This is a genomic window from Salinibacterium sp. GXW1014, from assembly GCF_044769865.1.
Lineage (GTDB): Bacteria > Actinomycetota > Actinomycetes > Actinomycetales > Microbacteriaceae > Homoserinimonas.
The window spans coordinates 271181-297593 of record NZ_JBIZWA010000001.1 but is presented as its reverse complement, the minus strand read 5'-3'; the positions used below and the strand labels follow the sequence as shown (position 1 = coordinate 297593).

General features: G+C 69.2%; 18 protein-coding genes and 1 tRNA gene. 12 read left to right on the top strand and 7 right to left on the bottom strand.

What is annotated here, in order from left to right; translation table 11 throughout:
* The first annotated feature begins 37 nt into the window (after positions 1-37).
* Entirely contained in the window at positions 38-484 is a 447-nt protein-coding gene (locus ACIQK7_RS01395) for a VanZ family protein (protein WP_403020492.1), read from the top strand.
* A gap of 24 nt (positions 485-508) precedes the next feature.
* Here the strand turns inward: ACIQK7_RS01395 and surE are convergent, their stop codons facing one another.
* The 4 genes from surE to ACIQK7_RS01375 form a co-directional block, all read right to left on the bottom strand.
* Positions 509-1252 carry a 5'/3'-nucleotidase SurE gene (surE, locus tag ACIQK7_RS01390; RefSeq protein ID WP_403020489.1) on the bottom strand — a complete coding sequence of 248 codons (744 nt, stop codon included), beginning with the start codon at positions 1250-1252 and terminating at the stop codon, positions 509-511.
* A gap of 8 nt (positions 1253-1260) precedes the next feature.
* Positions 1261-2244, bottom strand: coding sequence for a 1-phosphofructokinase family hexose kinase (locus ACIQK7_RS01385; protein WP_403020486.1), 984 nt, complete (start codon positions 2242-2244; stop codon positions 1261-1263).
* Positions 2245-2316: 72 nt separating this feature from the next.
* Entirely contained in the window at positions 2317-2607 is a 291-nt protein-coding gene (locus ACIQK7_RS01380) for a hypothetical protein (RefSeq protein WP_403020484.1), read from the bottom strand.
* A gap of 2 nt (positions 2608-2609) precedes the next feature.
* Positions 2610-2834, bottom strand: coding sequence for a DUF3107 domain-containing protein (locus tag ACIQK7_RS01375; protein ID WP_147722057.1), 225 nt, complete (start codon positions 2832-2834; stop codon positions 2610-2612).
* Positions 2835-2929: 95 nt separating this feature from the next.
* Between ACIQK7_RS01375 and ACIQK7_RS01370 the strand changes: the two genes are divergently transcribed.
* Together ACIQK7_RS01370 and ACIQK7_RS01365 are read left to right on the top strand one after the other, a co-directional pair.
* Positions 2930-6049, top strand: coding sequence for an ATP-dependent helicase (locus ACIQK7_RS01370; protein WP_403020482.1), 3120 nt, complete (start codon positions 2930-2932; stop codon positions 6047-6049).
* Positions 6042-9332, top strand: a complete 3291-nt coding sequence (locus tag ACIQK7_RS01365) for a UvrD-helicase domain-containing protein (protein WP_403020480.1) — start codon at positions 6042-6044, stop codon at positions 9330-9332. The genes ACIQK7_RS01370 and ACIQK7_RS01365 overlap by 8 nt, the downstream gene beginning before the upstream one ends.
* 43 nt (positions 9333-9375) lie before the next feature.
* Here the strand turns inward: ACIQK7_RS01365 and ACIQK7_RS01360 are convergent, their stop codons facing one another.
* A complete protein-coding gene (locus tag ACIQK7_RS01360) occupies positions 9376-10386 on the bottom strand; it encodes a phosphotransferase (protein WP_403020478.1) in 1011 nt (336 codons plus the stop codon).
* Between the two features lie 92 nt (positions 10387-10478).
* Between ACIQK7_RS01360 and nudC the strand changes: the two genes are divergently transcribed.
* Positions 10479-11450 carry an NAD(+) diphosphatase gene (nudC, locus tag ACIQK7_RS01355; RefSeq protein WP_403020476.1) on the top strand — a complete coding sequence of 324 codons (972 nt, stop codon included), beginning with the start codon at positions 10479-10481 and terminating at the stop codon, positions 11448-11450.
* A complete protein-coding gene (locus tag ACIQK7_RS01350) occupies positions 11447-13171 on the top strand; it encodes an ATP-dependent helicase (RefSeq protein ID WP_403020474.1) in 1725 nt (574 codons plus the stop codon). The genes nudC and ACIQK7_RS01350 overlap by 4 nt, the downstream gene beginning before the upstream one ends.
* Before the next feature lie 792 nt (positions 13172-13963).
* Here ACIQK7_RS01350 and ACIQK7_RS01345 read toward each other — a convergent pair.
* Positions 13964-15316, bottom strand: a complete 1353-nt coding sequence (locus ACIQK7_RS01345; protein ID WP_403020472.1) for a zinc-dependent metalloprotease — start codon at positions 15314-15316, stop codon at positions 13964-13966.
* A 103-nt stretch (positions 15317-15419) separates the two neighbouring features.
* Here ACIQK7_RS01345 and ACIQK7_RS01340 point away from each other — a divergent pair, with 103 nt between their 5' ends.
* The 6 genes from ACIQK7_RS01340 (at position 15420) to ACIQK7_RS01315 (ending at position 23469) form a co-directional block, all read left to right on the top strand.
* The gene (locus ACIQK7_RS01340) at positions 15420-16520 is read left to right on the top strand and encodes a PDZ domain-containing protein (RefSeq protein WP_403020470.1); all 1101 of its coding nucleotides are present in this window, start codon (positions 15420-15422) and stop codon (positions 16518-16520) included.
* Between the two features lie 88 nt (positions 16521-16608).
* Positions 16609-19503 carry a UPF0182 family protein gene (locus ACIQK7_RS01335; protein WP_403020468.1) on the top strand — a complete coding sequence of 965 codons (2895 nt, stop codon included), beginning with the start codon at positions 16609-16611 and terminating at the stop codon, positions 19501-19503.
* A 74-nt stretch (positions 19504-19577) separates the two neighbouring features.
* Positions 19578-19654 (top strand) — tRNA-Met (locus ACIQK7_RS01330).
* Positions 19655-19738: 84 nt separating this feature from the next.
* A complete protein-coding gene (locus ACIQK7_RS01325) occupies positions 19739-20566 on the top strand; it encodes a carbon-nitrogen hydrolase family protein (protein ID WP_403020466.1) in 828 nt (275 codons plus the stop codon).
* A 57-nt stretch (positions 20567-20623) separates the two neighbouring features.
* A complete protein-coding gene (locus ACIQK7_RS01320; RefSeq protein WP_403020463.1) occupies positions 20624-21691 on the top strand; it encodes a response regulator in 1068 nt (355 codons plus the stop codon).
* Positions 21688-23469, top strand: coding sequence for an ATP-binding protein (locus tag ACIQK7_RS01315; RefSeq protein WP_403020461.1), 1782 nt, complete (start codon positions 21688-21690; stop codon positions 23467-23469). The genes ACIQK7_RS01320 and ACIQK7_RS01315 overlap by 4 nt, the downstream gene beginning before the upstream one ends.
* On the opposite strand, the gene ACIQK7_RS01310 is transcribed toward ACIQK7_RS01315, so the two are convergent.
* Positions 23466-24662 carry a pyridoxal phosphate-dependent aminotransferase gene (locus tag ACIQK7_RS01310; protein ID WP_403020458.1) on the bottom strand — a complete coding sequence of 399 codons (1197 nt, stop codon included), beginning with the start codon at positions 24660-24662 and terminating at the stop codon, positions 23466-23468. The two genes, ACIQK7_RS01315 and ACIQK7_RS01310, sit on opposite strands and share 4 nt — an antisense overlap.
* Before the next feature lie 158 nt (positions 24663-24820).
* On the opposite strand from ACIQK7_RS01310, the gene ACIQK7_RS01305 reads away from it, so the two are divergent.
* Positions 24821-26323, top strand: a complete 1503-nt coding sequence (locus ACIQK7_RS01305; RefSeq protein WP_403020456.1) for a S1C family serine protease — start codon at positions 24821-24823, stop codon at positions 26321-26323.
* The last annotated feature ends 90 nt before the right edge of the window (positions 26324-26413 follow it).

Sequence of the window (26413 nt, the reverse complement as noted above, 5' to 3'; positions counted from 1 at the left end):
CGGCGCGCTCACAGACCGTGTCCACCATGATTGACGGATGCTGCGGCGCCACCCCATCCTGAGCCTCACGACCTTCGGCTACCTCGCCGTCGTCGCGTGGATCACGCTGGGCCCGCAACCGCTCGACGACGAAGGACGCGGCCTGCTGCTGCGGGTCATCCGGTGGCTGCAGCGCCACGATGCGACCGACTGGGTCACCTACAGCGGCGTCGAGTTCACGGCGAACGTGCTCATGTTCGTGCCCCTCGGGCTCATGTTCGTGCTGCTGCTCGGCCGCCGGCTCTGGTGGGGCGCCATCGTCCTCGCCGTCGCGCTCACGGTCGGCATCGAGGCGATCCAGCTCATGCTGCCCGAGCGGGTCGCCGACCCACGCGACCTGGCCTCGAACTCCATCGGCGCCGTCATCGGCGTCTTCTTCGCGCTCGTGATCACGTGGCCGAAGGCCGTCGCCATCCGAAGGGACGCTCGCGCGCTCCGCGCGTGAAGGCTGCGGCTTCTGGCCAAGCGCTCAGTTCGCGAGCACGGCGACGGATGCCTCGCGCACGCCCGTGATGTTCGTCACGGTCGCATGGCCCGCCCGCAGGAGTGCCGCATCCGTGCCCTCCTCCTGGTCGGCGGGAGTGTCGGAGACCTCGAGGCGTACATCGTCGTCGCCCCCGACCGCCGTGAGCGTCTGCACGATACCGAAGGCGGCGAGCTGTCCCTCCCTCAGCTCGGTCTTCGCATCGACATTCGGCACGTTGAGGTTGAAGACCGTGCCGGCCGGCTGCTCGAGCAGAAGGGGCACGAGGTGGGAGACGTGCGGTGCGGCGGCATCCCACAGGCAGGCATCCGGATCCATGCCGACGTCGAGCGAGACGGCAAGACCGCGCGCTCCGTTGACTCCTGCCGTGAGGGCCGCACCCACCGTGCCGGAGTGGAGGATCGCATGCCCCACATTCGCGCCGCGGTTGACCCCAGAGAAGACGAGGTCGGGCACGAAGCCGAAGGCGCCATGGGCGGCGATCAGCGAGATCAGGGCCGGCGCGGCGTCGACGGCGAAGACGGGGATGTCGAAGCCCTCCAGCTCACGCCGGGAGTACGGCACGCGCCCGTGGGCGTTCGCGCCCAGGATCGATGCGCTGCTGCCGCTCGACTGCTCCGAGGGGCCCGCGATGACGACATCGAGCCCAGCCTCAATCGCCATGCGGGCAAGGCTGTGCAGGCCGGGCGAATCGATTCCGTCGTCGTTCGTGATGAGTGCCGTGGTCATTGCTGTCTTCACTCCTCCTCGGCCCGTGCGGCCAGGTCTCCCGGTGTCATGGTGGTCGCGGCATCCGCCGTCTCCTGCGTCGCGGGACGCACCTCAGCGAGGGTGCGCAGTTTCTCGATCGCCTCGGCGTCGCCCGTGCCGAGTCCGTGGCGGGTCACATTGAGGGCCCCCGCCGCGGCACCGAGACGCACGGCATCGACGAGTGATTCGCCGCGCGCGATGGCCGCCGTCACGCCGGCAGTGAGGGAATCGCCCGCACCCCGCGTGTCGGCCGCCTCGAACTCGGGCATGTGCACCTCGTGGAAGGTACCGTCCTGGAGCACGAGGATCGGCTCGGGGGATCGGCTGACGATCACCGAGCGGGCGCCCTCCTGGGCCATGGCGCGCATCCCCGCCATGATGCTGTCGTCGTCGGCCTTGCTCGCGCGACCGTCGGCGAGCAACTCCTCATCGCTCACCTTGACGACATCGACACCGCCCTCGAGGGCCGCCGAGAGCCGCTCACCGGCGAGGTCGACGATGACGGTGCAGCCGGCGGCACCGAGATCTGTGGCAAGTCGGCGATACACCTCGGCAGGGAGCGTCTCATCTCCGGCCGGGCCGCTCAAAATGACGGCGTCAGCACCGACCGCCTCGCGAAGCGTGAGGGTGTAGAGCTCGTCGAGGGTGTGCCTGTCGAGGGGCGAGCCGTCGATCTCGACGATCGATTCGCGTTCGCCGCCACGCCGGTCGTGCACATAGCCGCCGCCGTTGCCGTCGACCTTGACGGCCTCGACCGTGAATCCCTCATCCGATAGGAGAGGGCCGAGCACGGTGCCGCCCTCGCCAATGAGGGCGCAACACATCGTGACCTCGACGCCCATGCGCCGGAGCATCCGGCCCTGCCAGACACCCTGGCCTCCCGCGTGGAGGTGCAATTCGTCGCCAGCGCCATGGTTCTCGACCGTGACGGTGAGGAAAGGGGATGGAGCAAAGATCACCACGCGGCTCATGGTCGCGACGTTAGGACCGCTCCCTTGAAGGCGGCTGGATGCGCGGCACCCGCTTTGGGTGAGGTGGCGCTCCTAGCCCTTGGCGAGCTTCTCGAAGAGCTGCTCGTCGGCCGCGATGCGGCGTTTCGGAAGGACTAGGCCAGCGATGAGCGCGACGACGGGACCTGCTGCGATCGAGGCGACCCAGATCCAGCCGCCGTCGAAGGGCAAGCCGAGCCACGTGAGCGCACTCCAGACGACGGCTGACACCGCCGTGCCGATCGCAGCGAGGAGCGCGGCCCCCCGAAGCTCGCGCCGTGGCAGGGCGAAGTGCACCGCGAGCGAGAGGATGAGTCCGCCGAGCACGGCGAACAGCATCTCCATGCTCACGCTACGAAACCCACCCGGCGGGGGTTCTCGGCACCGATCTCGAGGTAACCGAGCGAGGCGACCGGCACGACATAGAGGCTGTCCTTGTCGTCCTTGAGACTGAAGTACTTCGCGTCGGTGTCGAGGGCCTGCGCCACGACCGCCTGGATGTCCGCCGCGGACTGGCTCGACTCGAAGCTGATCTCGCGGGCGCTGTTGATGATGCCGATTCGAATTTCCACGTGCCCAGAGTACGACATGGCGCCCCGCGACGAGCCGGCGTTCGTCCACGGCGCAATGGGGGCGTCGTGTCGGTGGCCGCCGCTAGCGTTGAGGCATGCGAGATGAGGTGCGTGATGTGGTCGACGACGCTGCACCCACCCACCTCGACATCCCCATGCTGGACGACGCGCAGCGAGCCGTGCTCGCCCTGCCGCCCGGCGTCTCCGCCGCGGTCGTCGGTGCACCGGGCACGGGCAAGACCACGGCCATGGTCGAACTGGCCGCCCACCGCATCCTCGACCTCGGCTGGGACCCGACCGAGGTGCTCGTACTGACCTCGAGCCGAGTGTCGGCGACCCGCCTGCGCGACCGACTGGCGCTGCGCGTCGCGCGTCCCACGACGGGGCCACTCGCCCGCACCGTGAACTCCCTGGCCTTCGACATCGTGGGCGCGGCCGCCCGCGCCGATGGTCGGCCGCGCCCCACCCTCATCACCGGTGGTGAGCAGGATGCCGACCTGGCCGGGTTGCTCGAGGGCCATATCGAGGATGGCGCAGGCCCTCGCTGGCCCGAGCACCTCAGCGCCGATGTACGACGCACCCGCGGGTTCCGCACGGAGCTCCGTGAGCTGCTCATGCGGAGCACGGAACACGGCATCTCGCCCGCCCGGCTGAAGACACTCGGTCTCGAGCGCGACCGTCCCGAGTGGGTCGCCGCGGGTGAGCTCCTGGCCGAATATCACGACGTGCTCGGCCTGCAGCGGCCCCACCAGCTCGACTCGACAGAACTCGTGGAGCGCGCCGTGCGCGAGCTTCAGCGCGGCCGGCCGGGCGACATCGCGGCGCCCCTGCGCCTCGTGCTCGTCGATGACGCGCAGGAGGCGACCCGTTCGACGCTCAGCGTGCTCGCCGCACTCGCCGAGCGCGGCACGGCGGTCGTCGCGTTCGGCAACCCCGACACGGCGGCCAACGCGTTCCGAGGGGGCGAGGCGGATGCCCTTGGCCAGCTCTCCCAGGTGCTGGGCGTCGAGACACGGCTGCTCGAACTCGGCACGGTGCATCGGCAGGGCGCGCTCCTCACCCGCTTCGTGTCGTCCGTCACCGCCCACATCGGCACCGCTGGCCTCACAGGCCAGCGCGGGGCCACGACCGCCGAGCCCTCCGAGGGTTCGATCGCGCTCGTGGAGGCCCCCACGCCATCGCGCGAGCGTTCCGCGATCGCGCGGAGGTTGCGCGAGCGGCACCTCATGCACGGTGTCGCCTGGTCTGACATGGCCGTCATCGTGCGCAGTGGCGCCCAGGTGCCGGCGATCGCTCGAGCGCTCTCGCTCGCGGAGGTGCCCACGCGCACGACACTCGCCGCGCGCCCGCTTCGCGACGATGGTGCGGCGCGAAGCCTCCTGGGCGTGGTCGACATCGGCATGGGGCGCACGCCGCTGACAGCCGCGGCGGCGGCAGACCTGCTGCTCGGCCCGTTCGGGCAACTCGACCGGCTCGACCTTCGTCGGCTTCGGCTCGCGCTGCGAGCGGAGGAGATCACGGGCGGCGGCGACCGAGGCGCGGATGCGCTGATCGTCGAGGCACTTGAGGGGCCCGGGCGCTTCGCCACGATCGACCACCGTTCGGCCCGCCGGGCCGAACGCCTGGCGGCGACGCTGGCTGCCGTACGGCAGGCACACGACGACGACGCCTCCATCGAGGAGCTGCTGTGGCTCGCATGGGAACGCAGCGGCCTGCACCGACGCTGGTACGACGACGCGATGGGCAGCGGCATCGTCGCCGACGAGGCACACCGCAATCTCGACGGCATCGTGGCCCTGTTCTCGGCGGCCAAGCGCTTCGTGGAGCGAGATCCCGGCGCCCCCGCGCGGGTGTTCCTCGACGATGTGCTCGACGCCGACGTGCCCGAAGACACGCTCTCGCCGCAGGCGCGGGGCGAGGCCGTGCTCGTCACCACGTCCTCGGGAGTCGTGGGGCTCGAGTTCGACACGGTGGCCCTCGCCGGCGTGCAGGAGGGCGTCTGGCCGAACCTTCGCATCCGGGGCACCCTGCTCGGGGCGCAGGACCTCGCGCGCGCGGCCGCCGGCGACACCGCGACGCTCGATGAACGTCGCCTCGTGCGCGATGACGAACTCCGCATGTTCGCGCTCGCCGCGTCACGCTGCCGTCGCGAAATCATCGTGAGCTCCGTTGCGAACGACGACGAGGCGCCGAGCGTGTTCTTCTCCCTCGTGCCGGATGGCGCCGCGAGACTCGACGCCACCTCCCCGATCCCGCTGTCGCTCCGCGGGCTCACGGGCCGCCTGCGGCACGAGCTGTCGCGCAGGGACGGCTCCGCCGCCTCGCGCGACGCCGCCGCCGCGGCCCTCGCGCACCTCGCCGACGAGGCGGTCCCCGGGGCGGACCCCGGAGACTGGCACGGTCTCCTCACGCCGTCGACGACCGAGCCCGTCTTCGACGACGACGAGCAGGTTCCCGTCTCGCCCTCGCGGCTCAGCGCCTTCGAGGAGTCCCCGCTCGACTGGTTCATCGACTCGCTCTCCGGCTCCGCTCCCAGCACCGCCATGAGCATCGGCACGATCGTGCACTGGGCGATGGAGACGAGCGAGGACACGAGCGTTGAAGGGGTGTGGCAGGCCATCGAATCGAGGTGGAGCGAACTCGTCTTCGAGGCACCGTGGCTCGCAGAGAAGGAACGTGCGGCCACCCGAGCGCTCGCGGCGGGGGTCGCCGAGTACCTCGGTGACTTCACGCGGGAGCGCAAGGAACTCATCGGTGCCGAGAGTCGCTTCGAGCTCGATGTCGATCGTGCCCGCGTGCGCGGCTCGATCGACCGGGTCGAACGCTCACCCGACGGAAGCGTCGTCATCGTCGACCTCAAGACCGGTAGGCCTGAGACGAAACAGAGTGTGCTCGACGCGCATCCGCAGCTTGCCGCCTACCAGCTCGCGTACGCGGAGGGTCTCCTCGACGAGGCGCTCGCGCCGCACGGCGGGCACGCGCCCGGGGGAGCGAAGCTCCTCTTCGTGAAGGAGGGTGTCGGAGGCAAGTCCTACCGTGAGGGCATGCAGGCACCACTCACGCCGGAGCAGCTCCAGGAGTTCCGCGAGCGCATCGCCATCGCTGCGCGTGGCATGGCGGCGGCCGCGTTCCAGGGCAGCCGCGAGATCGATGACCGCCGACCGGGAGCCGCCGCGCGGCGCCTGCACCGGGTGAGGGCGGTGACGAGTGACTGACCTGCTCATTAGCGAGCGCGAAGGCCAGGATGCCGCTCGGCCCGCCGCGGCCATCAGCGCCGACACGATTGCCGACACGCTCGGCCACCATCGGCCGACGCCGCAGCAACGCGCCGTCATCGAATCGCCGCTCGGCCCGGCGCTCGTCGTCGCGGGAGCCGGCAGCGGCAAGACCGAGACCATGGCCGCACGCGTGCTCTGGCTCGTCGCGAACGGCCACGTCGCGCCCGGGCAGATCCTCGGCCTTACCTTCACGCGCAAGGCGGCGGGAGAGCTCGGGGAGCGCATCCGCCAGCGCCTCGACGAACTCGACAGGCAGGGCCTCGTGCCGGGCGAGCGCGATCCCTTCGATTCCCCGAGCGTCGCGACCTACAACTCCTTCGCCAACACCATCTACCGCGACAACGCCCTGCTGCTCGGGCGGGAACCAGACGGAGACGTGCTGGGCGAGGCATCCGCATGGCAGCTCGCGCGCAGGATCGTGACGCAGAGCAGCGACGAACGGCTCGGCCTGCTCGGCAAGAGCGTCGACGTCATCACGAAGGCGGTGCTCGAGGTCAGCCACGGCCTCGTCGAGAACATCGCAGAGCCCGATGCCGTCGTGGCCATGGCGGGGGAGTTCGCGGCACTCGAGGAGCTTCCGCTCGGCGGCCGCGGCGAGTTCCGTGATGTCATGAAGCAGGTCGGAGCCGTCGGGGCACTGCCAGTGCTCATCGAACTCGCGCAGCAGTTCCAGGCGGCAAAGGCGGCCCGCGGTTTTGTCGAGTACTCAGACCAGGTCGCCCTCGCGCTCGACCTCGTGCGGGGTGTGCCCCGGATTCGCGAGGAACTCCGTGACCGTTACCGGGTCGTGCTGCTCGACGAATACCAAGACACGAGCGTCGTGCAGACCTGGCTGCTCGCCGAACTCTTCGGCGACCACGCGGTCATGGCGGTCGGCGATCCGCACCAGTCGATCTACGGATGGCGCGGCGCGAGCTCGGCGAACCTCGAGGACTACGCGCGGCAGTTCGCGGGCCCGGAGGGTGGCGTCCAGCAGTACTCGCTGAGCACGAGCTGGCGCAACGGCACGCGCATCCTGGACGCCGCGAACGTTATCGTCGAGCCGCTCACCGCCGCGACGCGCGTGCAGGTCGAGCGCCTCGCGCCCTCACCGGCCGCCTCCCATCACGCGGTCGAATCCGCCTTCGAGGAAGACCTCGCTGGGGAGGCCGACACCGTCGCCCGCTGGCTCGCCCAGCGCCTCAGGGAACCGGTCATCGAGGGCGGCACGCCCCGGCAGGCGACCGCCGCCATGCTCTTCCGCACCCGTCGCACGCAGCGCGCCTTCGTGGAGGCGCTGCGCCAGCACGGCGTTCCCTTCCACGTGCTCGGTGTCGGCGGGCTGATGGAGGAGCCCGAGGTGGCCGACCTCGTCTGTGCGCTCACCGTGCTGTCCGATCCATCCGCCGGGTCGGAACTCGTGCGCCTGCTCGCGGGCCCTCGCTGGCGCATCGGCGCCCGCGACCTCCACGGGCTGCGACGCATCGCATCCGTGCTCAGTCGGCGCGACTTCGCCCAGCGCAGGCTCGACGACGACGTCGTGCAGCGACTGCGGGACTCGGTCGCCGACGACGAGGGTGCATCGCTCGTCGAGGCGCTCGACTTCCTTGCGACGGCGAAGCCGGACCATTCGCTCATCACGGGCCTCAGCGAGGTCGGCGTCGGACGGATGCGCGAGGCCGGAACCCTGCTCGCACGCCTGCGCGGCCGTGCCGGTCTCGACCTCCTCGACCTCGTGACGATGTGCGAGCAGGAGCTCATGATCGACGTCGAGGTCGCATCCAATCCCGATCGGGTGCTCGGCCGGGCGCCGCTCGACGCCTTCTACGACGCGCTGGCCAACTATCTCGCCGTCGACGATGCGCCGAGCCTCCGCAGCTTCCTCGCGTGGTTGCGCGAGGCCGAATGGCGCGACAACCTGGCTCCCCGTCCCGAGGAACCAGAGCCGGGCGTCGTGCAGCTCATGACGATCCACGGCTCGAAGGGACTCGAACGCGACATCATCGTCGTGCCCCGCATGGTCGAGGGCGAACTGCCGGCGACCCCGCTCGAGGGCACGGGGGCGTGGCTCGGCTTCGGCAGGCTCCCGTGGGAGTTCCGCGGCGACGCCGCCGAACTCCCGACCCTGGACTGGCGCACAGCGACGACCCGCAAGCAACTCGTCGAGACGATCAAGGTGTTCAAGGCCACGGTCGGCGAGCACCAGGAGCGTGAGGAGAGACGGCTCGCCTACGTTGCCGTCACCCGTGCACGGCACCGGCTCCTGCTGACCGGGTCGTTCTGGTCTGGCCAGACGAAGGCGCGGCGCCCCAGCCGCTACCTCCTCTCGCTCGCGGATGCCGGCATCGTGGCGCCGCCGCCAGAGGTACCGCAGAACGAGAGCGACCCCGGCACGACCGACGACCTCGTCTTCACCTGGCCGGAGGATCCCCTCGGAGGGCGCCGAAGGAACGTCGAGGACGCCGCCGAGCGCGTGCGCGCCGCGCGTGTCCAGCGCGCCGCAGGTGTAGCCCTCGACGAGGGCAGGTGGCAGGCCGACCTCGAGCTGCTCCTTGAGGAGCGGCGCGTCCGAGGACGCAAGGATGCCCAGAGCGAGACGCCCGTGCGCGTGCCCGCGTCGCGGTTCAAGGACTACGTCACGGCTCCTGATGAGACTGCGGCCGAATTGCGGCGCCCCATGCCCGAGCGGCCCTACCGCGCAACGCGACTCGGCACGCTCTTCCACGAGTGGGTCGAGCACCGCTACGGCGTGCACGGGGCGCTTGAAGAGATCGACGCCTTCCCCGGCGAACTCGATATGGAGGAGGGCGCGGACGAGGTCACACAGGAAGCGCAGCTGGAGGTGCTCAAGCGCACCTTCGAGGCGTCCCGCTGGGCGGGCATCACGCCCCTCGAGGTCGAACGGGAGATCCACCTTCCCCTCGCGGGCCGCATCGTCGTCTGCAAGATCGACGCGGTCTACGAGACAGAGCCGGGCGCCGACGGCCAGGCACGCTACGAGGTCGTCGACTGGAAGACCGGAAAGGCGCCCCGCGACGACCGGGAGCTCGAAGACCGGCAACTGCAGCTCGCGCTCTATCGCCAGGCCTACGCCGAATGGAAAGGCATCGAGGCATCCCGCATCGACGCGGTGTTCTACTACGTCGCCGACGACGCGATCATCAGCCCGCGACGCATCTTCGAGAAGGATGAGCTCGAGCGACTCTGGCTGGAATCGCAGGAGCGAGGCAAGGGCAACTGAGCGCCCGCGCGCTATGACGAGACCGCGCTAGGAATGACGCGCGCTATGACTGGGCGTCGCCGCGCCGCTCTCGCTCGTCGAGCATCGCCTCGACCTCGTCAACCGCCATCACCGGCATGGTCTCGTGCGTGATCTTCGTATCCATGTCGGTCTCGACACGGTCCATGAGCGCGTGGAGCAGTGCGACCGCGTCATCAACGATCGCGGTGCTGCGTTCCTGCTTGCCGTGCAGCAGCCACTTCGCCAGTTCGAGCTCCGAATACAGGCGGGCGCGCTGCGCGATCTGTCGATCGCTCGAGCCGCGCGCCACCTGGTAGGCATCGAGCGCCGACTCCGCGACGGCAGGGTCGCGGGCGGCGAGCAGCCACGCAAGATCGCGCGCCGGGTCGTCGACCGAGAGCGCGTGCCATCCGTTGACCCCAGACACCTCATTGCCCGAGCGCAGGAAGGATTCTGCCGTCATGGCGCCATTGATGACGGTGGGCATGAACTGCCACAGCGCCGAATCCTCCGTGGCGCGTTCCCACCGGCGCAGCAGGGCGACGGGAACAAGGTTGGTCGCGGCAGCCCGGTCGAGCACACCGACGAGCGAGCGCAAGCACTCCTGGGGCGAGCGTACGGGAAGGCCGGAGTCGCCCACGAAGCTCGTGGGGAGCGTGTGGATCGCGGCGATGGCACGGCCGATCGAGGTCGCGAGGCCCTCGCCGGCGGGGATGGCGTCGAGGTGCACCCGATCGCCGTAGACGAACTCTGTCACGACCGCGCGCGTGGTGCCGACAGGGGTCTGGCCCGCGACGCGCGTCACCTCGAAGGGCAGGCGACCGCGCACTCCGACGCTCAGGGCGCGCAGCGCCGTCATGTCGGCCTGCTGCTCGAGTTCGGCACGCTCGGAACGCGGAACGCGCACGATCCAGTGGCGTCCGTCGGTGCCTGTGACGACGGCGGAGTCGAAGTCGCTCTCGTCGCCGGAGTCGTAGCCGCCCACCTCCCTGGCGTCCAGTCCTTCGACGGCGGCGGTGGCCAAGGCGGCTAAAGTGAGATGCGATCTGGCCATACAGACAGGCTAGGTCGATTCGGGTCGCCTCGGGCAGAACGCCACGCGAAAGGCGGATGCCCAACCACGCCATTCAACGAGATTGGTTCCGCATGCCACAGCCGATGCCGGCGCGCCTTCCCGTCTGGCGCTCCGGGCTCGATCGCGACGTGCCGACCCGCCTGCGCTCTGACGCGATCCCGGCACTGCTTGCGGACCCCGCGACCCGTGCCATCGTCGTCCGCCGTGGCGCAGCCCTCGTCGACTCCGGTTCGCTCGCGCTCCTCGCGGCATCCGAGATCCCCGCAGAGCTGATCGAGAGCGCCGACGCCCTCGTCTACCTGGGGCGCACGATCGAACAGCAGGGGAGCCTCCCTGGAGGCGCCGCTGTGCTGGCGATCGCGGTGCCGCGCGACGTCGAGCAGATTCCCTCCGCGCCCTCCGCCGCGAACTGGCAGAACCTCCGTTCGCTCGGCACTTCGGCCACCCCGCTCGACGTTGAACTGCTGACGCAGGCGGTCGCGCTGTTCAACTGGCACAGCTCGCACCGCTTCTCGCCGCGCACCGGCCAGCCGACGGAGGTTGTGCAGGCGGGCTGGGTGCGCCGCGGTGTCGATCCTGAGCACGACATCTATCCCCGAATCGACCCTTCGATCATCGTGGCGGTGCTGGATGATTCCGACCGCCTCCTGCTCGGCTCGAATGCGCAGTGGGAGTCGAACCGCTTCTCGCTTCTCGCGGGCTTCGTGGAGCCCGGCGAGTCGCTCGAAGGCGCGGTCGAGCGGGAGGTGCTGGAGGAGAGCGGGCTCTGGGTCACCGACTTCGAGTACCTGGGTTCGCAGCCCTGGCCCTTCCCCGCGTCGCTCATGCTGGGATTCACAGCGCGGGTCGATGCCTCGCGCGAATCCCGACTGACGCCGGATGGCGAGGAAATCCTCGAGTTGCGCTGGTTCAGTCGCGAAGAGCTGGCGGCGTCGCTCGACGACATCATCCTTCCCGGCCGTGTCTCGATTGCCCGCGCCATCATCGAGCACTGGTACGGCGGCGAGATCGTCGACGGCACCGCGGTGGGCAGGGCTCGATGAACGAGCCACCGAGCGCGGATGCCCTGCTCGCGCACCTCGATGAGGAACAGCGCGAGGCGGCGCAGGCGACCCACGGCCCCGTCTGCATGCTCGCGGGTGCGGGAACCGGAAAGACGACCGCGATCACCCACCGGATCGCCTATGGCGTCGCATCCGGTGTCTATGCCCCCAACCGGGTCATGGCGCTCACCTTCACGGCCAAGGCGGCGGGGGAGCTGCGCGCCCGCCTCGCTCGGCTCGGGGCGGGAGGCGTCTCTGCCCGCACCTTCCACGCGGCCGCCCTCTCCCAGCTGGGCTACTTCTGGCCGCAGGTGATCGGCGGCGCGATGCCGCGCATCCTTGAGAGCAAGGGCCGGATGCTCGGGCAGGCGGCAGAACGCCTGCGGCTGCGGCTCGACACGGCAACGCTGCGCGACCTCGCTGCGGAGATCGAGTGGCGCAAGGTCTCGCGCCTGAGCCTCGCGGAGTACGCGGAGGCGGAGCGCACCCTCCCGCAGCAGCTGGACCTCGAGAAGATGCTCGCGATGCATCAGGCCTACGAGGACCTCAAGGACGAGCGGCGCCAGCTCGACTTCGAAGACGTGCTGCTGGCGACGGCCGGGATGGTCGAGTCGGAGCCGCGGGTCGCCGAGCAGGTGCGGGAGCAGTATCGCTTCTTCGTCATCGACGAGTACCAAGACGTCTCGCCCCTGCAGCACTACCTGCTACAGCTCTGGCTCGGGGACCGCCGCGACGTCTGCGTCGTCGGCGACGCGAGCCAGACGATCTACTCCTTCGCTGGCGCCTCCTCCCGCTTCCTGCTGCGCTTCCCCTCTGACTATCCGGATGCCACGGTCGTACGGCTCGAGCGCAACTACCGTTCACTCGCCCCCATCATCGAGACCGCGAACCGCCTCATGCGTGATCGGCCGGGAGCCCTGATGCTGCATCCCGCACCGCTCGCGAAGGGGGTCGCTTCGACGGCGGAACCTCCCGCCGTCACCGCGTACGACAATGACATGGCGGAGGCTCGGGCGACCGCCCGTGCCATCGCGGCCGAGATCGCCGCGGGCACGCGCCCGCAGGACATCGCGGTGCTCTACCGGGTGAACTCGCAGGCGGTCGCGATCGACACCGCGCTCGCCGACGTGGGCGTGAGCACCAGGGTGACGGGCGCGACCCGGTTCTTTGAACTTCCCGAGGTCAAGCAGGCGGTCATGATGCTGAAGGGTGCGGCGGTCGGCGGCACCCCCGAGCCGCTCTTCAAGACCGTCAGCGACGTGCTGCGCTCACTCGGCTGGACCCAGGAGGAGCCCGAGGGCAGGGGCGCCGTGCGCGACCGATGGGAGTCGCTCAACACGATCATGGCGCTCGCGGAGGAGGCGGGCCGGGGCGCCACCCTGCGATCCTTCGTCGACGAGCTCAGTCATCGCGCCGCGACCCAGAACGAGCCCACCCAGCGCGCCGTCACGCTCGCGACGATCCACGCGGCGAAGGGCCTCGAGTGGGCGAGCGTCTACCTCATCGGGCTCAGCGAGGGGCTGCTGCCGATCAGTTACGCCAAGGATGACGAGGCCATCGAGGAGGAGCGCCGCCTGCTCTATGTGGGCGTTACGCGAGCACGGGAGCGCCTGCACCTGTCGTGGTCGCGGGGGCAGCAGCGGGCCGGCGACCGCCGGTCGAGTCGCTTCCTGGGGGAGTTGCGCAGCCGCACTCCGGATGCATCTGCCAGGCGGTCGTAGTCCGCAGCCCGCTCGCGGCATCCACCGTCACTGAGTTCACGTTTCGCGGTGCCCCCGTGTCGAGCCGCCGTTCCACGAGCCTCATGACCTGGCACACGAGTTCTCCCGCGAAGAGGGGGGTATCGACCGCGGCCGCCCGCCCCCAGAGCTGGGCCGCCATGGCGGGCCACGCAGCGTCATCGTCGCGGCGGTGCAGTTCGAGGCACTGCAGGCATGCGCTCTGGCCGGGTTCGATGAGCGGGCCGAGGCGAGCCGATCTGTCTCCGAGCAGCACGGGCAGGTGCGGCACGTCGAGGCTCAGCCAGCGAGCCCGGTCGGCGGGGTCGACAACGAAGTGGGCCACAACGATCGCGAGGTCCGGTCGATCGTGCTCGCCGGCATCCCGCAGCAGCATCCCGCGCTCCTCGAGCACATAGCGGATGCGGTCGGCGGTCGGGCCGACGCCCGTCACGACGATGTCGCGCGGTCGCAACGGGGCGTCCGTCTCGGCGGCGGGCACGAGTGCGGGGGCGACCCGCCGAAGCAGCGCGGCTGTCTCATCGGGCGTCGCACCGGCCGTCTCGGCGAGGAGGGCGAGCGCGGCATCCGTCGTGCCGCCGACGAGTGCCGCGAGCATCCGCTCCTCGGCATTCGTGACGGATTCGAGCACGACGATGGCCCTGTCGACGCCGATCTGCAGGCTGTCGGGGGATCGCCACACGAGGGGGAGTCGGGGGTCGAGTCTCAGGGGCACATCGCGATGATGAGGCAAACCCGTGAGGGGTGGACAGAGTTTTCCACAGGGGAGGCGGCTCAGGCCTCGTGCGGGCGGTCCCCGCTCTCGTCGCCCAGCAGGTCCTCGATCGCGCGGTCGATGTCGTCGAGCTGCGGCTCTGTGTCGGTCAGCCGCGCGACGAGGGCGTCGGGGTTGTCGACGTCGTCCGAGGTCGGCAGCAGGTCGGGGTGCGACCAGAGGGAGTCGCGCTTCTCGGCGCCCACCGCATCCGTTACCTTCTGCCACATGGCGGCGGCTTCGCGCAGGCGTCGCGGGCGCAGCTCGAGGCCGACGAGCGTGGCGAAGGCCGACTCGGCGGGGCCGCCTGCCGCACGCCGACGGCGCACCATCTCGGCGATCGCGCCGCTCGAGGGCAGGCGCGTCGTGGCCTGCGCGGTGACGACGTCGACCCAACCCTCGATGAGGGCGAGGAGGGTTTCGAGCTTGGCGAGTGCCGCGATCTGGGCGTCGGACTTCGGCGGGATGAGTGCGCCGCTCGCGAGCGCCTCGCGCAGCTGCTCGGGGTTTGAGGGGTCGAGGTCGGCGGCGAGATCCTGCAGCGGCTCCGTGTCGATGTGGATGCCGCGCGCGTATTCCGTGATGGAGGTCATGAGCTGCAGCCGCAGCCATTTGGCGTGACGGAAGAGGCGCGCGTGCGCGAGTTCCCGCACCGAGAGGTAGAGCTGCACCTGGTCGGCCGCGATGTCGAGCCCCTCGCCGAATGCCGCCACGTTCTGCGCCACGATCGCCGCCTGGTGTTCGGACGATGAGGCGGATGCGCCAAGCAGCGGGATGCCGATGTCGCCGCCCGAGACGACCTCTGTCGAGAGCTGCCCCACGACATGGCCGAGCTGCATCGCGAAGAGGGTGCCACCCACGTTGCGCATGAGCTGGCCGGCGTTGGCCAGCATGCCGGAGAGCTCTTCGGGCGCCTGCTCGCGAAGCACCTCGGTGAGTGCATCCGCGATGCTCGTCGCGACGGGCTCGGCGAGCTGGGTCCAGACCGGCATGGTCGACTCGACCCACGCCTCGCGACTGAGGATGTGGGGTTCTGCGGTGAGTTCTGCGATCGACGTGACCTCACCGAGCCAGAGGGCGGCGACGCCGAGCACCTGCTGCAGCGCCTCTCGGTCGGCGGGGGTCACAGGTGTGCTCGTCGACGCCGAGATCGCCTTCGCCTGGTCGAGCGCGAGGTCCCAGTTGACGCCGTCACCGCTGTGGCGCAGCGCCCCTTGAAGCTGGTTGATCATCTGGGCGATCAGGGCGGGGTCGTCGGGGAGGCCGGCGGCGCCCGCAAGGCGGCTCGGGTCGATCTCCCCGTTGCCGGAGAGCAGCTCCCTGAGCATGTCGCGGAGTTCGTCGCCCGGGTCGCGCTGGGAATCGTCAGCCATGCCGACTACGCTAGCCGCTGCATGCCCCGGGGTCCCTGTGTTTTGCCCCGAGGCGGTTGTCTCACCTGTGCGCCCGTGGCGAACAGACCACGAAAGGACCACGGTGTCGCTCTTCCCCTCGCCCGCTGAGCGGGAGCACGGTCGTGGTGCGCCGCAGGCACGGTTCGGGTGGTGGCTCCTTGTTGTCGCCCTCGTCGCGGCCATCGTGCTCTCCTTCGTGCCGACTCCGTATGTGATCCAGGAGCCGGGGCCCGTCTACGACACCCTCGGCACGGTCGAGATCGACGGCGATGAGACCGAACTGATCGACATCGATGCCGAGACCTATGAGACGAGCGGATCCCTCGACCTGCTCACGGTCAGTGTCGTCGGCAGTCGCGCGACCCGCACGGGCTGGTTCTCCGTCATCAGCGCGTGGTTCGACCGCAGCCGCTCGGTCGTGCCCCTCGATTCGGTGTATCCCGAGAACACGAGCTTCGAGGAGGCCGAGGAGGCCAACCGCGTCGAGATGGAGAATTCGCAGCGCGAGGCGGTCGCGGCGGCCCTTCGCGAGCTCGGCCACGAGGTCGAGGGCACCCTCACGATCGCGAGCGTCGCCGAGGGCTATCCCGCAGAGGGGCTGATCGAGCCGGGCGACGTCATCGTCGCGGTCGATGGGACGGCCTACTCGGATGTCTCGACCCTGCGTTCGGCGTTTGCCGCCCATGGCACGCGGACCCCGGCCACGGTCACCGTGCTTCGCGACGGCGAGCAGTTCGACGTCGAGATCACGCCCGTCATGTCGGAGGGTGAGGAACCGATCCCGGTCGTCGGGGTCGGTGTGCAGGTCGACTACGAGCTTCCCGTGGATGTGGAGATCACCCTCGACAGCGTCGGCGGTCCGTCCGCTGGCCTCATGTTTGCCCTCGGCATCATGGACAAGCTCACGCCGGGCCAGCAGACGGGCGGGGAGCACATCGCTGGCACGGGAACCATCACGGCCGACGGTCGCGTGGGAGCCATCGGCGGTGTGCGCCAGAAGATGTACGGTGCTGCGCGTGCGGGCGCGGAGTGGATGTTCGTGCCCGAGCGGAACTGCGCCGAGACAATCGGCCACGAGCCGCAGAACCTGCGGGTGATCGCGGTCGAGACGCTCAGCGACGCGGTGACGGCGCTTGACGCGATCAGCGAGGGCGACGCCGAGTCGCTGCCCTCCTGCGGCTGAGGTCGCGCGGCGGCATCCATGCTTTCCGCGTTAAGCTAGGCCGTACCCCGCCCGAGCACCGAGTGCAGCACCGAGCCAGGAGTACCGCTTGACTTCCGCAACTTCACAGACACCCGAAACGCGACGGCGAGGAACACTCGTCATCACGGCGGTGATCATCGCCGCGGTAGTGCTCCTCTTCTTCGTCTTCGCGGGGCTCTACACCGACTGGCTCTGGTTCCAGCAACTCGGCTTCGAGTCGGTGCTCATCACGCAGTGGCTCGCGACCGCCGTCATGTTCCTCATCGGGTTCTTCGGCATGGCCCTGCCCGTCTGGCTCAGCATCGAGATCGCCTTCCGTCGGCGACCGGTGTACGCCAAGCTCAATGCGCAGCTCGACCGCTACCAGGAGGTCGTCGAGCCGCTGCGTCGACTGGCAACCTTCGGCATCCCGGTCGTCTTCGGCTTCTTCGCGGGTATCGCTTCGGCGACCCGCTGGGAGCAGGCGCTCATGTGGCTCAACCGCACCCCCATGGGTGAGACCGACCCACAGTTCGGCCTCGACATCTCCTTCTACCTCTTCGAGCTGCCCTTCTATCAGGGCATCGTGACCTTCGCGTCGGCGGTCGTCATCATCTCCGCCCTCGCGGCGCTTGCGACGAGCTACCTCTACGGCGCCATCCGGGTCAGCGGCCGAGAGGTGCGCATCTCCAAGACGGCGCGCATCCAGCTCGCCATCACCGGTGCGATCTACCTGCTGCTGCAGGCGGTCTCGTTCTGGCTCGACCAGTACGCGACGCTCTCTGAGACGAGCAGCGGCCTGCTCTACGGCGCTTCCTACACCGACGTCAACGCCGTGATCCCCGGTAAGGCGATCATCGCCGGCGTCGCCGCATTCGTCGCAATCCTCTTCATCGTCACGGCGGTCATCGGGCGCTGGCGTCTGCCGATCATCGGCACTGCGCTGCTCATCGTCGTGTCGATCCTCGTGGGCAGTGTCTACCCGTGGATCGTGCAGCGCTTCCAGGTCGAGCCGAGCGTGCGTTCGCTCGAGGCCGAGTACCTGGAGCGCAACATCGAGGCGACGCGCGCCGCCTACGGCGTGAGCGAGGTCGTCGAGACGCCGTACTCGGCGACGACGGATGCCGAGCCCGGCCAGCTCCGCGGCGACGCGGAGACGACGGCGAGCATCCGAATCCTTGACCCCGCGCTCGTGTCTGACTCGTTCCGCCAGCTCGAGCAGATCCGCCAGTACTACTCCTTTGCCGACCACCTCGATGTTGACCGTTATGAGGTTGACGGCGAGGTGCAAGACACGGTCATCGCGGTGCGCGAGGTCAACGCGGCCAACACTGGTGGCAGCAACAGCCGCTACAACGAGACCTTCGTCTACACGCACGGTTTCGGCGTCGTCGCGGCGGCTGGCAACCAGCGCACGCCAGACGGGATGCCCGAGTTCATCCAGTCGGGCATCCCGAGCACTGGTGTGCTTGGCGAGTACGAGCCGCGCATCTACTTTGGTGAGGAGTCGCCGCTCTACTCGATCGTCGGTGCCCCAGAGGGCGCTCCCGAGATCGAACTCGACTACCCGGCAGGTGGCGAGAACAGCGACCGTAACGCAACGACGACCTACCAGGGCGACGGCGGGCCGAAGCTCGACAACATCTTCAAGCAGCTCGTCTACGCCATCAAGTTCCAGTCGGAGCAGATCGTGCTGTCGGATGCCGTCAACGAGGAATCGCAGATCCTCTACGACCGCGATCCCCGCGATCGGGTGCAGAAGGTTGCGCCGTACCTGACGCTCGACAGCGAGGCCTACCCTGCAGTCGTTGACGAAAAGGTCGTCTGGATCGTCGATGGCTACACGACAAGCGCCGAGTATCCCTACTCCGACGTGCAGGCGCTCAGCGAGGCGATCGTCGACACCTACACGGAGGAGCCGCTCGTCGCGCTCGACCAGATCAACTACATCCGCAACTCGGTCAAGGCGACGGTTGACGCCTACTCTGGCGAGGTCACGCTCTACGCGTGGGACGAGGAGGACCCCGTCCTCGCGACCTGGCAGAAGATCTTCCCGACCACGCTGAAGCCGGCCAGTGAGATGAGCGAGGACCTGCGTTCGCACGTGCGCTACCCGGCCGACCTCTTCAAGGTGCAGCGTGCCATCCTGGGCACGTACCACGTGACAGATGCGAACTCGTTCTATTCGGGTGACGACGCGTGGGTGACCCCGCCGGAGCCCACCGCGAGTGCCGCGGCCGCGAAGTCGCAACCGCCGTACTACCTGTCGATGCAGCTCCCCGGAATGGAAGAGCCGGCGTTCAGCCTTTACAGCACCTACATCCCGCGTTCCTCGGGTGAGGGAACCCGAAACGTCTTGACCGGCTACCTCGCGGTCAATGCGGATGCGGGTGAGAACTACGGTGAGTTCACGCTGCTCACGCTGCCGAAGGATGACACGGTTCCCGGCCCGGGCCAGGTGCAGAACAACTTCAACGCCGACCCGGTCGTATCGAGGGACCTCAACATCCTCAACCAGGGCTCGACGACGGTGCGCCGAGGAAACCTGCTGACCCTGCCCGTCGGTGGCGGCCTGCTCTACGTGCAGCCGATCTACGTGCAGTCCACGGGTGAGACCAGCTTCCCGGTACTCCAGAAGGTGCTTGTCTCCTTCGGTGAGGAGATCGCCTTCGAAGACAGCCTGGATGCCGCGCTCGATGCGATCTTCGGTGGCGACTCCGGTGCCAACGCGGGTGACGAGGGTGTGCCGACGACGCCCATCGACCCGACCGAGCCGATCGACCCGGCGGAGCCCTCTGACCCAGAGGCTCCGACGACGCCGAGCGAGCCTGGCGCGCCAGGCTTTGATACGGCCCTCGCCGATGCGCAGAAGGCACTGCAGGACCGTGAAGCTGCATACGCGGCCAACGACCTCGTCGCGGCCGCCGAAGCCGACGAGCGCCTCCAGGACGCGCTCGAGCGCCTCTTCACGGCATCCCAGTGACCAAGCGGCGGGCCCGGGGAAACCCGGGCCCGTTCGAGTCACCTCGGGGCATGTGTTAGGCTTGATTCTTGTAGCGCGGGGTGGAGCAGTTCGGTAGCTCGCTGGGCTCATAACCCAGAGGTCGTAGGTTCAAATCCTGCCCCCGCAACCAAAGCTCATCAGAGCGAGAAGGCCCGGAACCAATGGTTCCGGGCCTTTTGCGTTGCAGGGCTCGACGTCGGGTAGCGTGGCCGACATGACCCTCCGCACCGCCACCTCAGGCGCGGCCGTCGCTGTTGCGGTCGCGCAGTTCGCTCCCGGCGACGACAAGGAGCTGAACCTCGCCGCCATCCGCGACCTTGCGACCACGGCCGCCACCCGCGGAGCCCAGCTCGTCGTGTTCCCCGAGTACTCGTCGTTCTTCCTGCCGAGCCTCGACGAGAAGGTCGTCGAGGCCGCCGAGCCGCTCGACGGGCCGTTCGGAACCGCCCTCGCCGCCCTCGCGAAGGTGCTGGGCATCCACATCGTCGCCGGCATGGTCGAGGAGACGATGGGCGGGGAGCGCGTCTACAACACGGCCCTCGCCGTCGACCCGAGCGGGCAGCGGGTCGCCGCCTATCGAAAGCTCCACCTCTATGACGCCTTCGGGCAGCGGGAGTCAGAGTGGGTGGCTCCGGGCCCCATCGGCGACCCTGAGACCTTCGTCGTCGGCGACATGACGGTGGCCCTGCAGACCTGTTACGACCTGCGCTTTCCCGAGGTCACCCGCCGGCTCGCGGATGCCGGTGCCGAGCTGGTCGCCTGCCCCAGCGAGTGGGTGCGCGGCCCGCTCAAGGAGCACCACTGGCGCACCCTCATCACCGCGAGGGCGCTCGAGAACACGATCTACCTCGCTGCGGCCGACCACGCTCCACCCATCGGCGTCGGCAACAGCATGATCGTCGACCCCATGGGCGTGGAGGTCGCGACGATCGGGGAGACGACTGATATCGCCCTCACTTGGGTGACAAGCGATCGCATCAGGCAGGTGCGGCGCGTCAATCCGGCCCTCGAACTGCGCAGGTTCGGGGTACACGAACGCTAGTCCTGCGTCGTGTCGAGCCCGTAGACTTGCCACGCAGCACTTGCGGGGGGAGCAGGAATGACAGAGCCATATCGCGTCGTCGTGGTCGAGGATGACCCAGACGTCGCCTTCTACATCAAGACGATCCTGACGAAGCAGGGATGCATCGTCCAGACGTTCACCGACCCATCGTTTGCCCAGCAGGCCATGCGGCTCTACGAGCCCGACGTCGTCATCACCGATATCGAGATGCCGGGCATCACGGGCATTCAGGTCATCGAGCTCGTGCGTGAGGTGCGACCGGGCACGCCCGTCGTCGTCATGACCGCCCACGTCTCGGTCGACTACGCGGTCGAGGCGCTGCGCGCAAACGCCAACGAGTTCCTCACCAAGCCCATCTCGTCGAGTGAGCTCATCGCGGTCGTCGGGCGCCTCGCGGAGGAGTTCCGCGCGGCAAAGGCGAACATCCCCGATCCGGAGGTCGTGCTCGCGATCGGCGCGCACCCGGATGATGTCGAGATCGGCGTGGGCGGGATCCTGCTCTCCCACCGAGCTGCGGGCGACGAGGTGCACATCCTGACGCTGTCGCGGGGTGGTCGTAGCGGCCACGTGAGTGAGCGGCAGGCCGAAGCGTTCATGGCGGCCGAGCTGCTCGGTGCGCGCCTTCACCTGGAAGACCTGCCCGAGACCGAGATCGGCGAGAACGAGCCGACGCTGGGCATCATCGAACGGCTGGTCAGCGACATCCGCCCCACCGTCGTGTACGTGCACAGCGAACACGACATGCATCAGGACCACCGCGCCGTCAACAAGGCGGCGCTGCTCGCGACGCGTGCCGTGCGCAGCGTCTCCTGTTACCAGAGTGCCTCGGCGACGGTCGACTTCAGGCCCAACCGCTTCGTCAATATCGACGGCTGGCTCGAGCAGAAGGTGCAGCTTGTGCAGGCCCACCGCTCGCAGGTCGCGGTGAGCCGCTACCACTCAGCCGAGTTCCTGGAGGCGACCGCGCGCTACTGGGCTCGCTTCGGCGAGGGCGCAACCTGCGAGCCCCTCGAGATCGTGCGCGATTCGGGCGACCTCTCGACCGCATCCGGCGAGACGGCCCGCGGCCAGCGCGACGTGTCTGCGCGCCAGCTGTCGCAGTGAGCAATAACACTGAAGTCGCAGTCGGGGGCTACTGGACCGAGTTGGGGCGCGATTCGAAGAACCACATCTGGAAGCGGCTCGTTGCCGCTCGAGTGAACTCGCCGTTCCTTCTCCAGATGCCGATCTCCAACGTGCTGCTGATCATCTACGCGTGGGCCGTCTGGGGGCCCGCGCCGGTCAATGACGCGAGCGCGCTCATCTCGGCGTTTGTCGTGCTGACCCTCGCCGCCGCCGCCTCGGTCTTCTTCGCGCTGCGGGCAGACACTGATCTCGTCGTCATCGTCCCGCTGCTGTCGATGCTGGCCGTGGGTCTCTCTCGCATCGCGATTGGCCCAGAGGTCACTTCCGCACTGCTGCTTCCAGTGATGTGGCTCGCGCTCCGCCGCGGCACGCTGTGGCTGGTGGTCTCCGTGCTCGCTACGGCGGGGGTGCTGCTGCTCCCGTATGCGTGGCCGACGACCGGCGAGCTCGTCAATACCTCGCTTCTCGAGGTCACGGTCACGCTCTTCGTCGTGCTCACGATCGCGCTCATCCTCAACAGCGTCATGGAGGATGTGCGCAAGCGCGTCGCGGCCAACGCCGAACTGGCGGAGCAGCGTGAGCAGGCGCTTGCGGATGCTGTCGGCCTGGTCGACAAGCTGCGCGAGAACGAGGCGCAGCTCGAGTCGGCTGGGCACCTGTTCCGCAGCGTGCTCGACTCCGTCACGCGCCAGTCGGTGATCGGCACCGACCTCACTGGCCTCATCGACGTGTGGAACACGGGAGCCGAATCGATGCTCGGCCTCTCAGCCGATGACGTGATCGGCAAGCGCTACATTCACGAGTTCCATCGCGAGGATGAGCTCGAGGCACGCGCCGAGGAACTCGGCTACCCCGCCGGCGCGACCGTGCTCAATCCCGGCTTCTCCGCCCTCGTCGAGGTCGCCAGGCTCGGCGGTTCGGAAGACCGCGACTGGACCTATCTCAAGAGCAACGGCGACGCCCTCGCGGCGCACGTCGCCGTCACCCCGCGAATCGACGAGAACGGCCGCACGGTCGGGTACATCTTCGTCGGCACCGACGTGAGCGATGTCAAGGAACTCGCGAAGCTGCAGGATGAGTTCGTCGGGCTTGTCTCGCACGAACTGCGTACCCCCGTCAGTTCGATCCTCGGCTACCTCGAACTCATGCGCGACGCGACCGACCCCCTCACGGAGGAGCAGTTGCAGTACCTGGGGGTTGCCGAGCGCAACGCCCACCGCCTGCTCCGCCTGGTCGGCGACCTGCTCTTCACGGCACAGGTCGCGGCCCATAAGTTCCCGATCGAGGAGGCGGAGGTCGACGTCAACGCCGTCGTGGAGGCATCCGTCGAGTCGGCGAGGCCCGCCTCACACGCCGCCAACGTGCTGCTCATCTGCAACACCCCGGCGACGCGGCCGATCGTCAACGGCGATGCGACCCGCATCGCGCAGGCGTGCGACAACCTGCTCTCGAACGCGATCAAGTTCACGCCGAGGGGCGGGACGGTCACGGTGTCGGTCGAACCGCTCGGCTCCGTCGTGCGCATCACGGTGCGCGACACCGGCATGGGCATCCCGCCCGACGAGATCGCGATGCTGTCGACGCGCTTCTTCCGCGCCTCGACCGCGACGCGCGCCGCCGTGCAGGGCGTTGGTCTCGGGCTGTCGATCACGAAGGCGATCGTCACGGCCCACGGTGGCACGCTCTCGGCCGAGAGCGAGGTGGGCGCGGGCACCACCTTCGCGTTCACGCTGCCACTGCACCGACTCGACGACTAGGAGCGCAGCGCCAGGAGCCTCTCGGATGCCTCGGCGATGACCTCGTCGCGCTTGCAGAATGCGAAGCGCACGAGGCTGGCGACGGATTCCCGCTGTTCGGGGTGCACGAAGGCCGTCAACGGCACCGCGGCGACTCCCGCACGCTCCGGCAGTGCGCGGCAGAAGTCGTGGGCATCCGTCGCGCCGAGGGCCGCGGCATCCGCGACGATGAAGTAGCCAGCGGCAGGCAGCTGCACCGCGAAGCCCGCCGCAGTGAGTCCCTCGGCCAGCGCGTCGCGGCGTCGACGGAGGGTCGCGGATGCCGCGGCGAAGAAGGCATCGTCGAGGCCGAGCCCCGCCGCGATCGCCGGTTGGAAGGGCGCCGCGTTGCTGTAGGTGAGGAACTGCTTGACCGCGAGAATCGGCTGGAGCAGCTGGGCGGGAGCCGTCAGCCACCCGACCTTCCAGCCGGTCGCGTTGAAGGTCTTGCCTCCGCTTGAGATCGAGACGGTGCGTTCCGCAGCCCCCGGCAGGGTGGCGATCGGCACATGGTGCGCGTCGAAGACGAGGTGTTCGTAGACCTCGTCGGTCATGATGATGGCGTCGTGCCGGTGCGCGAGCTCCACGACGAGCTCGAGCGTCTCGCGGCTGAAGACGCTGCCCGTGGGGTTGTGGGGGTCGTTGATGAGGATGATGCGGGTGCGGTCGTTGACGGCGGCCCGCAGTTCGTCGTGGTCGGGCTGGAAGTGCGGCCCGCGGAGCGGCACCGTGCGGTGCTCCGCGCGTGCGAGTCCGATCATGGCGCCGTAGGAGTCGTAGAAGGGGGAGAAGGTGAGCACCTCGTCGCCCGGCTCCGTCAGGGCGAGGATCGTCGCGGCGATGGCCTCGGTCGCCCCCGCCGTGACCATGACCTCGGTGTCGGGGTCGACCTCGAGGCCGTAGAAGCGGCGCTGGTGCTGCGCGATCGCCTCCCGCAGCACGGGCAGGCCGATGCCGGGCGGGTACTGGTTGACGCCGTCGCTGATGGCCTGCCGCGCGGCCTCGAGCACTTCGGCCGGGCCGTCCTCGTCGGGGAAGCCCTGGCCGAGGTTGACGGCACCGTGCCGCGAGGCGAGCGCGGTCATCTCCGCGAAGATGGTCTGGCTGAGCGTGCCGTCCGCGCCCAGCAGCATGGCGGATTCGGCCGCCCGCGTCCACGATCCGTGCACCGTCATCGTCGACCACCTCTCATCGCTGACAGGCTAGCGTGGGCGCCGGTGCGGGAATCCCAGCGGATGCTCGGCGTTGAGTAAAGCATCGGCCTCCTCTGAGCGCGTCCATAGGAACCGCAAAGGTTCCGGGGGGAGGCTTGCACCACCGAAAGGAGCCCCCCATGACTGAGCAGCCCGAGCGCCAGCAGCCCGAACGCCACGAGGACCCGACGCCTCCCGACATCCGCGCGGGCGAGACACGCCCCGCCGCAAGCGCGGACGGGGCGGGCACGCCCGCAGCGGCTGCGCAGGCGCAGGGGGCCGCATCGCCGGATGGGCCTTCGTCTCCGCAGGGTGCTCCCTCTCCGCAGGCCGCGTCATCTCCGCAGGATCCGGCACCCCAGCGGGGTGCTGCTTTCGGCGCGGGCGCGACCGGCGCGCAGCAGCCCGACTCCTCCCAGCGGCCTGAACCGCGCCGTGCGGGCATCGGCATGGTCGCCGTCGCGGCGATCGCGGCCCTCGTCGGTGGTGGCGTGGGCGCCGGGGTCTACGCGGGTGTGACGGGCGGCGCTGGCGGCCCGGCGAGCAGCCAGGGGCCCGTGGGCACCAACGTCATGATCAACGACGTCGACAACGCGACCGTCATCAGTGGCGTCGCGGCGACCGTCGCGCCCTCGGTCGTGACGCTCTCGGTCAATGGCGGGCAGGCATCCGGCAGCGGCTCGGGCGTCGTGCTGAGTGAGGACGGCTACATCCTCACCAATGCGCACGTCGCGACCCTCAGCGGCGCGACGGCCGAGCCGAGCATCCGTGTGCAGTCCTATGACGGCAGGCTCTTCGACGCAACACTCGTCGGTAGCGACCCCATCGCAGACCTCGCGGTCGTCAAGGTCGATGCGGATGTCGAGTTCCAGCCGGCCGAGTTCGCCGACTCCGATGAGCTCAACGTGGGCGACACGACGATTGCGATCGGTGCGCCCCTCGGGCTCAGCAACACCGTCACGAGCGGCGTCGTGAGCGCGCTCAACCGCAGCATCACGGTCGCGTCGTCAGCGGCGCCGGAGTCGGAGGAAGCGCCCGACGCCCCGCAGCCAGATGCGCCCGACGGCTGGGGCCCCTTCGATTTCTGGGAGTTCGACAACGGTCCCGACCGCGGCTCGGCACCCGTCTCCTCGACGATCGCCCTCCCCGTGATCCAGACGGATGCCGCGATCAACCCCGGCAATTCGGGCGGCGCGCTCCTCGACGAGGACGGCAAGGTCATCGGCATCAACGTGGCGATCGCGAGCACGGGCAACACCGGCTCCTCGACGGCGGGAAGCATCGGCGTGGGCTTCGCGATCCCGGCGAACCTGGCCCAGCGCGTGGCATCCGAGCTCATTGAGAACGGCACCGCGAGCCACGGCCTCCTTGGCGCGACGGTGGCGGATGTCACGGACGACCGTGCCATCGACAGCGACGTGGTCGGTGCCTCCATCCAGAGCGTGACCCCGGATGGCGCTGCCGAGCAGGCAGGGCTGAAGCAGGGCGATGTGGTCGTCGAGTTCGAGGGGCTCCCCATCACCGGCAAGACCGACCTCACGGCGCAGGTGCGCGTGCTTCCGGGCGGCGCGGAGGCGGAACTCGTTTACGTGCGTGACGGTGAGCGCAACACCACCACGGTCACGCTCGGTGAGCTCGGCTGACGGGTTCCGGCACCGGCCTGCTGGTAGGCTCGGCCCAGCCTGAGGCGTTTCTGCCGCAGGCTGTGCCGAGCCCCGCGCTTGCCCATGGCA

Coding starts and splice junctions, on each gene's coding strand:
- ACIQK7_RS01395 (WP_403020492.1), top strand. CDS start 38: ATGCTGCGGCGCCACCCCATCCTGAGCCTCACGACCTTCGGCTACCTC.
- surE (WP_403020489.1), bottom strand. CDS start 1,252: ATGACCACGGCACTCATCACGAACGACGACGGAATCGATTCGCCCGGC.
- ACIQK7_RS01385 (WP_403020486.1), bottom strand. CDS start 2,244: ATGAGCCGCGTGGTGATCTTTGCTCCATCCCCTTTCCTCACCGTCACG.
- ACIQK7_RS01380 (WP_403020484.1), bottom strand. CDS start 2,607: ATGGAGATGCTGTTCGCCGTGCTCGGCGGACTCATCCTCTCGCTCGCG.
- ACIQK7_RS01370 (WP_403020482.1), top strand. CDS start 2,930: ATGCGAGATGAGGTGCGTGATGTGGTCGACGACGCTGCACCCACCCAC.
- ACIQK7_RS01360 (WP_403020478.1), bottom strand. CDS start 10,386: ATGGCCAGATCGCATCTCACTTTAGCCGCCTTGGCCACCGCCGCCGTC.
- nudC (WP_403020476.1), top strand. CDS start 10,479: ATGCCACAGCCGATGCCGGCGCGCCTTCCCGTCTGGCGCTCCGGGCTC.
- ACIQK7_RS01350 (WP_403020474.1), top strand. CDS start 11,447: ATGAACGAGCCACCGAGCGCGGATGCCCTGCTCGCGCACCTCGATGAG.
- ACIQK7_RS01345 (WP_403020472.1), bottom strand. CDS start 15,316: ATGGCTGACGATTCCCAGCGCGACCCGGGCGACGAACTCCGCGACATG.
- ACIQK7_RS01325 (WP_403020466.1), top strand. CDS start 19,739: ATGACCCTCCGCACCGCCACCTCAGGCGCGGCCGTCGCTGTTGCGGTC.
- ACIQK7_RS01320 (WP_403020463.1), top strand. CDS start 20,624: ATGACAGAGCCATATCGCGTCGTCGTGGTCGAGGATGACCCAGACGTC.
- ACIQK7_RS01310 (WP_403020458.1), bottom strand. CDS start 24,662: ATGACGGTGCACGGATCGTGGACGCGGGCGGCCGAATCCGCCATGCTG.
- ACIQK7_RS01305 (WP_403020456.1), top strand. CDS start 24,821: ATGACTGAGCAGCCCGAGCGCCAGCAGCCCGAACGCCACGAGGACCCG.